We start from the raw sequence: 12,711 nt of genomic DNA on the forward strand, positions 1-12,711 counted from the left end.
ATCATGCCGCAGCGGGCACGGTTTCGGGGTCCAACTCCGCGTCGGTCGGTCCGGAGCGGATGAACTGTTTTGCTGCGACGACTGCCAGTGCCGCAACGACGGTGCCCGCGGCGAGGGAGACGAAGAACCATCCGATTCCGCCGATCGCGAAGGCGACGAAGATCCCGCCGTGCGGTGCACTGAGAGTGACGTCGAAGGCCATGATCAGGCCACCGGTGACGGCGCCGCCGGCCATCATCGAGGGAATTACTCGGAACGGATCGGCGGCTGCGAACGGGATGGCGCCTTCGGAGATGAATGCGGATCCGAGCAACCACGCTGCTTTTCCATTTCACGTTCAGCTTCGCTGAAAAGCTTGGGACGCAGGACTGTGGATGCGAGTGCCATCGCGAGGGGCGGAACCATTCCGGCTGCCATGACGGCTGCCATGATGCGCAGTGAGGCCGGGTCGTCGACGTTCAGGCCGGCAACAGCGAAAGCGTAGGCAGCCTTGTTGACGGGACCGCCGAGGTCGAAGCACATCATGAGACCGAGAATGATGCCGAGGAGGATGGCGGAACTGCCGGAGAGGCCGTTGAGCCAATCGGTCAGGCCGGAGGTAATCGCGGCCAGGGGGCGTCCGAGGACGAGGAACATCAATGCGCCGACCACCAGTGTGGCGAACAGCGGAATGATCACGACGGGCATCAATCCTCGTAGCCACTGTGGGACGGCAATTCGGCCGATGTACAGCGCGACTACACCGGCGATCAAACCGCCGACCAAGCCGCCGATGAATCCCGCGCCGACAAAAACAGCCACGGCGCCGGCGGTGAAACCGGGAGCAATACCGGGGCGGTCGGCGATGGCGAAGGCGATGTAACCCGCCAGCGCCGGGACCAGGAAGCTGAATGCCAGCGAGCCGATCTGGAACAGAACGGCGCCGAGGTAGGTGGCGAGTCCTCCGTCCGGCAGATTCGTCAGCGAATTGTTAAGCACGATGTCCTGTGCCGGCCCGGAGATTTCGTACCCACCGAGCAAGAAGCCGAGGGCAATGAGGAGGCCACCGGCCGCGACAAACGGGATCATGTAGCTGACGCCGGTCAGAAGCACCTGGCGCAGGTGTGTGCCGAAACCGACTGTGCCGGTGTCGTCGTCGTCCACTGCGGCAGCTGCTCCGTCGACGACCGCGGCGGCCGGGTTGTCCGCAGCGCGCAGTGCCTCGGCGAGCATCTTGTCCGGCTCGTTGATGGCTCGTTTCACGCCGGAAGCGACGACGGGTTTGCCGGCGAATCTTTCGCGGCCCTTCACCCCGACATCGGTGGCGAAGATGACAGCGGCGGCACTGGCAATCACGGACGGCGCGAGGGCGGTGCTTCCGCTGGACCCTTGGGTTTCGACGTGGACCGTGACACCCGCACGTTCACCGGCGGCAACCAGTGAATCAGCGGCCATGTAGGTGTGCGCGATCCCGGTGGGGCAAGCGGTGACCGCAACGATGTGGCGCGGCTCTGCCGGCTCCGGGGCGGCTGGTTCCGCAACCTGTTTCCCGACGGAAACAGACGCGGGTGCGGGAGTTGCGGGTGCCGGCGTTGCCGGTGCCGGATTGAGCACCTCGTCGACCAACCGCACGATCTCGTCCGGGGTCGACGCTTCGCGAAGGGATGCCACGAATGCCGGGCGAACCAAGGCGCGGGCCAGGGAGGAAAGGAGCTTCATGTGCTCGGCGCCGGCGCCTTCCGGTGCGGCGATCAGGAACACGAGGTCCGCCGGACCGTCGGGAGCTCCGAAGTCGACCTTCGGGTCGAGGCGGGCAAATCCGAGCGACGCGGACGTCACGGCCGCGGAACGGCAATGGGGGATTGCAATTCCGCCGGGAAGACCGGTGGCCGATTGGGCCTCGCGAGCGAGGGCAGCCTCGACCAGTCCGTCGGCGTTGTCGGCGCGACCTGCCGCGGTCAATCGCGCGGCCAGGGCGCGAATGACGTCGTCTTTGGAAGAGCCGAGGTTGGTGTCGAGTGAGATCAGTTCGGGGCTGATGATCGGGGAGCCGGAACCGCGTGCGGTGGGATCGGACATGTCAGTTTCCTTAAAGCTCAGGCGAGTTCGGTGGGCAGGGCGGACTCGGCAGCGGTGATCGTGACGCCTGCGAGATCGACTTGTCGGGGTGTTGGAAGGGTGGTTCCGGGAAGAGATGCAGCTGCGCTTCCGTAGGCGACGGCATGGCGGAGGCACTGCGCTTGATCCGCTCCGGCCGTCGCGGCGAGGATGTAGCCGGCGAGTGACGAATCACCGGCACCGACGGTGCTGACCGCGACGATGGGGGGAGCAGTAGCGATCCAGGCGCCGTCGGCGGTGACCAACACCGCGCCCGCCGCACCGAGTGTTGCGAGTACGGCGCCGACGCCACGTTCGACCAGACGGGTTGCCGCGGCGATTGCGGGACCCGGATCACCGGCCTGCGCAGCACTTTCCAGAACATGGCCGTCGACGCCGGTGAGTTGAGCCAACTCTTCGCCGTTGGGCTTGAGTAGATCCGGCGCCGAGTGAGGGAAATTGTCGGCGAGTGCCGACAGGGGTGCGTCGGAGGTGTCAACGGCAACTCGGCACGGGTGATCTCGAAGGGCCGCAACAAGTTCCGCGTACCAGCTCGGGTGAACCCCGGGAGGTACCGATCCGGACAGGACTATCCAGTCGGCGATGTCAGCCCGTGAGATCAGTTCGTGGGCCAACGCCTCCAGTGTCGACGCGGACAGTGCGGCACCGGGTTCGTTGATCTTGGTGGTCGTGCCGTCAGGTTCTGCCACGGTGATGTTGGTCCGGGCGAGGCCCGTCGTGGCAACACCCAGGTGGGGGATTGCGCCGGTAGCGAGCGCGCTCAGAAGCGGATCGCCGGGATTGCCGGGGAGAATCGCGAGTACTTCGAGTTGTGCGGCGCTCAGGACACGGGCCACGTTCACCCCCTTGCCGCCGGGATCGCTACGGGTGGACTGTGCGCGCAGGACGGAACCCCGCAGGAGGGGTTGGTCCAACTGCACCGTTCGATCGATGCTCGGATTGGCGGTAAGTGTGACGATCATGCGATCACCACCTCGATTCCGTGGTCATGGAACTCGGATGTATCGGTGGCACTGATGTCCCCGTCCGTGATGAGGACATCGATGCTGTCGAGCGGAGCGAAGCTGATGAGATGCTCGCGGCCCACCTTGGTGGAGTCGGCAAGCACGACAACATGATTGGCGGCCTTGACCATGGCGCGCTTGACCGCGGCCTCCTCGCTGTCGGGGGTTGAAAGTCCATGTCCGGGGCTGATGGCGTTGGTGCCGATGAAGGCCACGTCGACGCGAAGTGTGCTCAGCAGACGTAGGGCGTCCTCGCCGACCGCGGCCTGGGTGACTCCGCGAACCCGACCGCCGAGCATGATCAGTGACACGGAACTCATCGATGCCAGGCGTGCCCCGATCGGGACGGAATTGGTGACGGCCGTGAAATCGAGTTCGGGGGGAATTTCCGGCATCATGCGTCCGGTTGTGGTGCCGGCGTCGAAAATTACGCTGCCGCCACTGGCCGGCAGGTAGGTGGTGGCGCACCGTGCGATGCGGTCCTTCTGCTCGGCGCGGGTCTGATCACGTTCGGCCATTCCGGGTTCGGTGACGTGCAGCGAACCGGTGGGAACGGCGCCGCCGTGAACGCGTCGGATCTGGCCGATTCGTTCGAGGAAGGCGAGGTCGCGTCGAACGGTTTCGGTGGTTACGCCGAAGGTTTCGGAAAGTGCTGACACGGACATGCGGCCACGCTGCGACACCATTCCGGCGATCGCTTGCTGACGTTCTTCCGCGTACACGTGTTCTCCGATTCGACGAGGGGATCTGGCGGTCGGTTGCCGATCACAGTTGATGTTGCTTTATGTTGTTTTACGCCCGAGTGTGTTGACATGTCAATAGAGGCGAGTAACCTTCGTCACAACGAGGCTGAGTAAGCAGGAGGACACGATGACCGAACAGATCGATCACGCGAGCGTGCACGGAACTCCCGTCGTGCCTGGTGTCGCTTACGGCCCGGCCATCTGGCCGGCCCGGCGCCCGGAACTGGTCTTCGAGGCACCGCCGCTCGACGAGTCCGTACGAGCAAGCGCGCAGGACGACTTCATCGCCGCAGCCAAGACTGTGGAGGGCCGACTGCTTGCGCGAGCTGCTGACGCCACCGGCGCTGCGGCCGAGGTACTTGTGGCAAATGCGGCGATGGCCGCAGATCGTGGTTGGATCGGCGCCGCCCAGAAATCGATTGCCCAGGGAGTCCCGCCGGTGCAGGCGGCGATCGCGGCGACGGAGCAGTTTGTCACGGTCTTCACCAAACTCGGCGGGTTGATGGCCGAGCGGGTCACGGATCTGAAGGACATCCGCGATCGCGTCATCGCAGAGTTGGCGGGCTTGCCCGAGCCTGGCATTCCGGCTCCGGAAACTCCGTCGATTCTGTGTGCCGACGACTTGGCTCCGGCTGATACCGCCGGCCTGGACCCAACCAAGATCATCGGTCTCGTGACCGTTCTCGGTGGTCCCACCAGTCACACGGCGATCATCGCGCGTCAGCTCGGGATCCCGTGCATTGTCGCGGTCAAGGACCTGGCCGCGGTTGCAGCCGGGACGCCCGTACTGATCGACGGAACGACGGGCGAGGTGATCAGCACGCCGGACGCAGATCAGGCTCGCGCTTCGGTCGAGGAATCCAGGTTGGACCGTGAGCGTGTCAGCACGTGGGTCGGACCCGGTCAGACCGCAGACGGAGTGGCCGTCAACATCATGGCAAATGTGCAGGACGGTGCCGGTGCTCGCGCGGCTGCCCTGACGCAAGCCGAAGGCATCGGACTGTTCCGCACCGAACTGTGCTTCCTCGGCCGCGAGACCGAGCCGACGGTCGACGAGCAGGCCGCAATTTACACCGAGGTTCTGGAAGCATTTGCCGGCAAGAAGATCGTGATCCGCACCTTGGATGCCGGTTCCGACAAGCCTCTCAAGTTGCCAACCATCAGGAAGAAGCAAATCCGGCCCTCGGCGTTCGTGGTGTTCGAATTGCGTGGCAGGACATGGGAATTCTCGACCGTCAGCTTGACGCCATCGCGGTTGCGGCGGATCGAACAGGCTCACAGCCGTGGGTGATGGCACCGATGATCGCCACGCCTGCCGAAGCCAAGCGCTTTGCCGACGCAGTCCGCGCCCGCAATCTTGTGCCCGGTGTGATGGTAGAGATTCCGGCTGCGGCTTTGCTGGCGGATCAGATTCTCGAGCACGTCGAGTTTCTGTCGATCGGTACCAACGACCTCGCTCAGTACACGATGGCAGCCGACCGGATGTCTTCCGAATTGGCAGAACTGACTGATCCGTGGCAGCCCGCGGTGATTGCCCTGGTTGCTCGGACGGCGCAGGCCGGAAAAGCCGTCGATAAGCGTGTCGGTGTGTGCGGCGAAGCTGCTGCAGACCCTCTGCTGGCCTGTGTTCTTGCCGGTTTGGGTGTCTCGTCGCTGTCGGCCGCATCCGCGTCGGTGGCCGGTGTCGGGGCCAAGATCGGGTCCGTCACGATGGCGCAGTGCGAGGCAGCTGCGACGGCGGTTCTCGCGACCGGCGATCCGGCCGAGGCGCGTAAGGCTGCGGCTCGCGTATTGATGTAAGGGGGATTCGAGCAGTGTGACGCCGGGGAGTCGGCGTCGGCCTCTAGTATTTCGACCTGTGACTGAACGAGAAACTATGACCGGGTCCGGCGGAATCGGCTGGAGCGTCCACGGCGACGGAAAACGAATTGCCGACGGGGCCGTGGTCGGACCGGACGAGCGACTCAGCTGGCCCCGCACGGTCGGGATCGGGATGCAGCACGTCATCGCGATGTTCGGCGCCACGTTGCTGGTGCCGACGATCACAGGCTTCCCGGTCACGACGACGCTTCTGTTCTCAGGTATCGGCACGGCGCTGTTCCTGATCATCACGAAGGGCCGGATTCCGAGTTACCTCGGTTCGTCGTTTGCGTTCATCGCGCCCCTGACTGCGTCGGCGGGTTCGGGTCCGGCGGCTCAGCTCGGTGCCGTGATGGCGGTCGGCATCGTGCTGATGCTCATCGGTCTCGCTGTTCGGTTGATCGGCGGACGCATCATCGACGCTGTCATGCCTCCCGTGGTGACCGGTGCCGTCGTGGCGTTGATCGGCCTGAACCTTGCGCCGACGGCCGCGGGTTCCTTCCAGTCTCAGCCTCTGATCGCCACGGTGACGCTGGTGTCGATCCTGCTGGTCACCGTGGTCGGGCCGGGTTTGCTCGGGCGACTCGGAATCCTCGTCGGTGTTGTCATCGGCTGGGTATTCGCTGCGGTGTACGGCGGTCTCGACAGCGAGCGTGTCACAGCCCTTCATGACGCCGACTGGTTCGGCCTGCCGACCCTGCACGGGCCCTCGTTCGACTGGTCCGTCATCGTGTTGGCTCTGCCGGTCGTGATCGTTCTCGTGGCCGAGAACGTCGGACATGTCAAGGCAGTCTCGGCGATGACCGGGAAAAATCTCGACGACCTGGCCGGCAATGCACTCTTCGCCGACGGCCTCGCAACGACGCTTGCCGGCGCCGGTGGCGGTTCGGGTACTACGACGTATGCCGAGAACATCGGCGTGATGGCGGCGACGCGCGTCTATTCGACCGCGGCGTACTGGGTGGCGGCAGCGACGGCCATGGTCCTGGCTTTCTCGCCGAAGTTCGGTGCACTCGTCTTCACTGTTCCGAACGGTGTCATCGGCGGTGCGACGATGGTTCTCTATGGTCTCATCGGAATCCTGGGTGTACGGATCTGGATGGAAGCCAAGGTCGATTTCACAGATCCCGTGAACCTCACGGTGGCTGCTGCAGCACTCGTTGCGGGTATCGGCAATCTGACGCTGACAATCGGGTCGGTGGAGCTCGGCGGCATCGCCTGGGGCTCGATCGGCATCCTCGTTGCGTACCCGGTCATGCGTTCTCTCGCCAAATTCCGTACTTCAGGTAACAGATAACCGGTTCAGTCACGAATCGTGATCGTTCGGGTCATCGACGGATTCGACGAGTCGTTCTACCGTCGGAACGAATAGTGAAGTGGGTTGTCGAAGTTCGCCTGCCCAGGATGCATCGAAGTACTAGGAGTCGGCGTGGAACGTACCCTGTTCGAACCGGAACATGATCTCTTCCGGGAGTCTTTCCAGAAGTTCCTGGCGCAGCACGTAGCGCCGAATCACGAAAAGTGGGAAGCACAGAACATCGTCGACCGCGACGTCTGGGTAGAAGCGGGCAAGCAGGGCTACCTGGGAATGGCTGTTCCCGAAGAATTCGGGGGCGGCGGAGTCAAGGATTTCCGCTACAACGCGATCATCACCGAGGAAGCCACCAAGGGGGGCTACAGCGGGCTTGGTTTCACGCTCCACAACGATGTCGCAGCGCCGTACCTTCTCGATCTGTGCAACGACGAGCAGAAGCAACGTTGGCTTCCGGGTTTTGCGTCGGGCGAACTGATTTCGGCGATCGCGATGACCGAACCGGGGACCGGTAGCGACCTGCAGGGCATCAAGACCAGGGCTGTGCGCGACGGCGATCACTGGATCCTCAACGGCTCCAAGACATTTATCACCAACGGCATCAACGCCGACATCGTCATCGTGGTCGCGTGCACCGACCCCGACAAGGGTGCGCAGGGGTTCAGTCTGTTTGTCGTCGAGCGCGGTATGCCGGGCTTCGAACGTGGCCGCAATCTGGACAAGATCGGTATGAAGGCCCAGGACACGGCAGAACTGAGTTTCACCGACGTGCGGGTACCTGCGGCAAACCTGCTCGGCGACGAGGGCATGGGTTTCCTCTACCTCATGAAGAACCTTCCGCAGGAACGACTCTCGATTGCTGTTGTTGCCGCCGCTGCAATGGAATCGGTGCTCGAGAGCACAATCCAGTACTGCCGTGATCGCAAGGCTTTCGGCAAGTCGATCGGCAGTTTCCAGAACACCCGATTCGTACTGGCGGAACTGGCAACCGAAACCACGGCGGTCCGCATCCTGGTGGACAAGTTCATCGAACAGCTCAATGCCGAGAAGTTGACGGTGCAGGAAGCTGCCATGGCCAAATGGTGGACCACCGAGGCCCAGGTCAAGCTGATCGATCGTTGCCTCCAGCTCCACGGTGGCTACGGTTACATGAAGGAATACCCGGTTGCCAAGGCGTACCTGGACTCCCGTGTCCAGACCATCTACGGAGGCACGACGGAAATCATGAAGGAAATCATCGGACGGTCTCTGAACCTCTGATTGCGCAGAACTTTCAGATCGCAGAACCACAACGACGCGGGCCCCGGCATCAGCCAGGGCCCGCGTCGTTCGGCAAGGCATACAGCCTGCGAGGCTGCTGCTCAGACGTTGAGTGGTATGGCTCGATCCGAAATTGCGGTTGCCTCGAAATCAGGCAATCGTGTTCCGATGCCCACCAATTCGGCAATAGCGGCTACCGCACGGACGGCAGCGTTGCCGTCACCGTAGGGGTTGCCTGCCTGCGCCATCGCGCCGTGCGCATCTTCGTCGAGCAACAACCGGGCGGCGTCGGTGAAGACTGCGAGTGGTGCAGTGCCGGTGAGTCGTGCGCATCCCGCCTCGATCGCTTCAGGCCGCTCGGTCGCGTCCCGCAGCACCAGCACCGGAACGCCGAATGTCGGTGCCTCCTCCTGGATTCCGCCGGAATCTGTCATCACAAGATGGGCGTGACGAAGGGCGGCCACCAGGTCGCGATAGGACAGGGGTTCTGTGAGGAGGACCCGCTCGTGTCCGCCGAGGCGTTCGGTCAACGTTGTTCGGACCGCGGGGTTCGGATGCATCGGACACAGTACGACGATGTCCGTCACCGCGTCGGCGACTTGCCGGACGGCGTCCGCAACAGCCTCCATCGGTTTGCCCCACGACTCGCGCCGGTGCATGGTCAGCAGTACCAGTCTCCGGCCGCTGTCGAGCGCTGCCCGCAGTGCAGCATTTTCCGGTTCGTCGGCGTCCGTCTTGGCTGTCAGCAGCGCGTCGACGACTGTATTGCCGGTTACCACAATGCTGTTCGGAGAAATCTGCTCGGCGAGCAGATTCTGCCGAGCGAGTGGGGTCGGACACAGGTGCAGCGACGTGATTGCTGTGGTCATGCGCCGGTTTCCCTCTTCGGGGAACGGATTACGAAGATTGTGCGAGCGAAGTCCGGCCTCGAGATGTACGACCGGGATGCCTTCGCTGAAGGCCGCCAGTGCTGCGGCCGTCGAACTCGACGTGTCACCATGCACAACCACGACGTCAGGGCGGATCTCACGTAGGACCCCGCTCGTTGCCGAGGTGACGCGTCCCGAAAGTCGGCCGAGTGCCTGGCCGGGTTCCATCAGTGCCAAGTCGCGGTCAGCGTGGATGCCGAAGATCTGGTGCACTTCGTCAACCATCTCGGTGTGCTGCCCGGTCACTACGACGGTGACATCGAGCCCGGGATGCGCCTCGATGGCCTTGATCAGGGGCGCGCATTTGATTGCCTCGGGCCGTGTTCCGTATACAACGGCAATCCGCGGACGCGACGCGGTCGGTTCCGAATTTAGCTTCACTACCAACTCCTCGAACACTGCACGGTCAGCACAGGTGGCGTCGACAAGTCTGGTCCCCAGTAGCACGTGGGGAGTGAGACGTGGCGGACATTGTGCGGGAAGGCGCACGGGAGATGCGGGCACCCGCACAATTGCATCGAAATTGGCTGAACGCTACAGAATTCACTCCCTGATTTCACCTTTCGTCGCAAAGTTCGACCGCCACGAAAGCTACTTTGCATAAGTACCGTAAATTGGGACAAATAGAATTGATCGGACAATATTGACCATTCGGCGTCGACATTAAAGAACAGATTTGAGGAATCAGCACTGCTATGTTCAGCCTTGAAGCCCTCACGCATGCAACCTGGCTGGACGTGACCATTCGCCGGATCACGGCGCATCTCGAAGCCGCGCAGTCGGGGCGGGGTACTGCGCTGGTATTGGTCGGTCCACCCCGCTCGGGACGGACCAGGCTACTCGCAAGATTAAGTGGACCAAAGCCATTTCGTACGGTCATGCTCACCGGCTCGGGGAATGCGAACGAATCCATCGATGTCAGTGTCGCCGCCCTGTTGGCGCGGCTCGAGAGTCCTGCGTACGGTAAATCGGACGGCGTGCCGGAGACGCGCCCGCTTCTCCGCGCCGATGCAGATGTGAGCGCCAGAGGCGAGTGCCTACTCGACGTGATCGAGAAATGCACGCGTGAGTCCGACCCGCTACTGATCGTCGTCGACGACGCCGACGAACTACCCGATACTTCTCGGGATGTGCTGGGATATGTGGGGCGCCGATTGGCCAATCATCGGGTGTTGTTGATTCTTGTCTCAGGCCTCGAACGGCCGGTGCAGTTTCTGCCCTTTCCGCAGATAGCGGTACCTCAACTCAGTGTCGAGGACACCGCGGCGTTGACGACTGCTGTGCTCGGTCGAACGGTCGCGCCGACCCTGGTGAGAGAATTGCATCGCGCGGCAGCGGGCAATCTCGGCGATACCGTGGAATTGTGCGGGGCACTCACCGACGACCAAATTGCAGGCTTGGCATCGATACGATATCCGATGATCGTCTCGGCGCAGCGCACCGATCGTTGGGAACGAGTCTGTTCGCGACTGACCGAGAATCAGCGCATCTTGTTGACGATATTGGCTCTCGTGCAGTCGATTTCGGTAGAAATTGCGGTCCACGTTGCGCAATCGAGCGAAGGTGCGGATGCAGTCCCCATTTCCGTCGAGGCCGAGGTGTCTTCACTGATCGAGCTCCGATACATCGAACAACTCGGTGACCGATTGCACATCGGCAGTGACATGGATCGGTGGGCGATCAGAACGCTCACATCACCGGCTTTCGACGCACGAGCTCGCACGGTGATCGCGAGTTACGGGCATGCCGGAGGTAGCGCCGCCGATACCTACTTGCCGGGCGTTGGCGACGCAGTGAACACAGTGGAGATGGTGGCAACCAGAGCGACAAACATTGCCCGAGACCAGTCCTGTGCACAAGCGTTGAGTATGCTGCGAGAAGCAGCCGCGACGTTCACCGACGATGAACGAGCAATGCTCTTGGCGCTGGCATCCCAACTGGCTATTTCGCACGGATTTCTCACTGATGCAGACGAATTCGCCGATACGGTTGTGCGAGACTATCCGGTATCACGCTATCGGGCACTTATGGAACAGATCAAGCTCGAGGTGCGTCATCTTGCCGATCGACCGATGAATCTCGAACGGGTCACGGCCGCCGCGGTGTCACTCGTCGATCATGATCCCGACGGGGCACGGTCATTGGCAGCGTTGGCAATCCTCGCTCAGTCGGAACACCATCGAACTGATGGGATCGAGTTCTTGCTCAAGTTGGCGCGGGCCAATGCCGAACCTCAGGTAACTGCTGTGTCGGCATGGTGCAAGTTGGCGGAGGTAACACTCGCGGTCGACGCGGAGAATCCGGCGCTGGCGCAAGCCCTGTACGACGAGTCGGATTCGCAGTGGAGTTTTTCGCAGCGTGGCCTGAGCGAGGCGATTATTTCAGCATCACTACTCAGCCGACTCGGGCGATTGGGGGAGGCACGTGATCGTATCGAGTGCGCAAGCGACCTGCCTGACTCAGCGCAACCTCCGCTCGCACGTGCCAATCTGCTGATTTCACGGGTGAATCTCGAACTATTGAGCGGCAACATCGTGGTGGCTCACAACCTTTGGGATCGCGCAGAGTCGATACTCCCTGCCTGTAGCTACCTACCATCCGCCCGAACCGCTCAGCAGGTGCAGATCCTGGGACTGAGAGGGAGGTTTGAGGAGGCTGATCGGGTTGCCGCCCAGGCACTCCCGGTTGGAGGAGTCAGCAGCGCCAGCCGAATCAGCGCCCGTTTGCTCGCTGCGCTGGGGCAGAATGCACTGATGCGAGGGCATGCGGATCGAGCGGTCATGCTGCTCGAACAGAGCATTGATCATGTCGATCGCCACTCCGGAATCTGGCAGACGCGACGGTATATCGACCTGATCGAGGCGCTCATGATGGCGGATGATCGACAGTCCGCCGAGAGGGTTCTCGACCTCACGACGCGTCGTTTACGTTCCTGCGCAACACCGTTAACATCAGCCTTGCTTGCCCGAGGTCGGTTGTTGGTCGCCGATATCGACTCTTGTCTCGAACTACTGGAACTCGCTCTCGGTCCGCGCGAACTCGAAGTCCCCGCGCTCGAGCGGGCGCGCGCCCTGGCAATCTATGCAGACCGACTCCGCACGCATGGCCGGATCGCTCAGAGTCGGCAAAGACAACGAACTGCGCACGCGCTGTTCGAGAGAGTTGGCGCGCAGGGCTGGATCGATGGCGGACGTTGGTCCTCGGGCGCACCAACCGTGATCGAAACGCACACCGACCCGCGAGTTCTCACTCTCACCGGCATCGAATGCAAGATCGCAAATCTGGTGGTCACCGGGTTACGGAATCGGGATATTGCTGCGCAACTGTATATTTCGCAGCGCCTGGTTGAGAAACATCTGACCAGCATGTTCCGCAAGCTCGGCATCAGCTCCCGGGCCGGCTTGTACGCAGCGATCAAGAGTGATTCACGCTCGCCACATGTCGCCGCGCCATTGGTCAGCCCCATGCCACTACACAGCCCTGCGCTGCCCGAACCAATTGTCTAA

The 12,711-nt window shown here is 62.5% G+C and carries 6 protein-coding genes and 2 pseudogenes; 4 read left to right on the forward strand and 4 right to left on the reverse strand.

The window, feature by feature from the left end:
* Window position 1: 1 nt before the first annotated feature.
* The 3 genes and pseudogenes from BDB13_RS16035 to BDB13_RS16045 form a co-directional block, all read right to left on the reverse strand.
* Window positions 2–2,058 (reverse strand): annotated as a pseudogene (locus BDB13_RS16035) (PTS fructose transporter subunit IIABC).
* 17 nt (window positions 2,059–2,075) lie between these two features.
* Window positions 2,076–3,059 (reverse strand): 1-phosphofructokinase, encoded by a 984-nt coding sequence (gene pfkB / locus BDB13_RS16040; protein ID WP_094272516.1) that lies wholly within the window; start codon window positions 3,057–3,059, stop codon window positions 2,076–2,078.
* Complete coding sequence (locus BDB13_RS16045) at window positions 3,056–3,823, reverse strand: DeoR/GlpR family DNA-binding transcription regulator (protein ID WP_094272517.1); 768 nt, start codon at window positions 3,821–3,823, stop codon at window positions 3,056–3,058. Before BDB13_RS16045 ends, pfkB begins: the two co-directional genes overlap by 4 nt.
* A gap of 148 nt (window positions 3,824–3,971) precedes the next feature.
* Between BDB13_RS16045 and BDB13_RS16050 the strand changes: the two are divergent.
* The 3 genes and pseudogenes from BDB13_RS16050 (at window position 3,972) to BDB13_RS16060 (ending at window position 8,276) form a co-directional block, all read left to right on the forward strand.
* A pseudogene (locus BDB13_RS16050) lies at window positions 3,972–5,644 on the forward strand (phosphoenolpyruvate--protein phosphotransferase).
* Between the two features lie 76 nt (window positions 5,645–5,720).
* Window positions 5,721–7,001, forward strand: a complete 1,281-nt coding sequence (locus BDB13_RS16055) for a uracil-xanthine permease family protein (protein ID WP_094272518.1) — start codon at window positions 5,721–5,723, stop codon at window positions 6,999–7,001.
* A gap of 132 nt (window positions 7,002–7,133) precedes the next feature.
* The gene (locus BDB13_RS16060) at window positions 7,134–8,276 is read left to right on the forward strand and encodes an acyl-CoA dehydrogenase family protein (RefSeq protein WP_094272519.1); all 1,143 of its coding nucleotides are present in this window, start codon (window positions 7,134–7,136) and stop codon (window positions 8,274–8,276) included.
* Between the two features lie 101 nt (window positions 8,277–8,377).
* Here the strand turns inward: BDB13_RS16060 and wecB are convergent, their stop codons facing one another.
* Complete coding sequence (gene wecB / locus BDB13_RS16065; RefSeq protein ID WP_094274954.1) at window positions 8,378–9,586, reverse strand: non-hydrolyzing UDP-N-acetylglucosamine 2-epimerase; 1,209 nt, start codon at window positions 9,584–9,586, stop codon at window positions 8,378–8,380.
* 314 nt (window positions 9,587–9,900) lie between these two features.
* Between wecB and BDB13_RS16070 the strand changes: the two genes are divergently transcribed.
* Window positions 9,901–12,711, forward strand: coding sequence for a helix-turn-helix transcriptional regulator (locus BDB13_RS16070; protein WP_094272520.1), 2,811 nt, complete (start codon window positions 9,901–9,903; stop codon window positions 12,709–12,711).

It is taken from the genome of Rhodococcus sp. OK302, from assembly GCF_002245895.1.
Lineage (GTDB): Bacteria > Actinomycetota > Actinomycetes > Mycobacteriales > Mycobacteriaceae > Rhodococcus_F.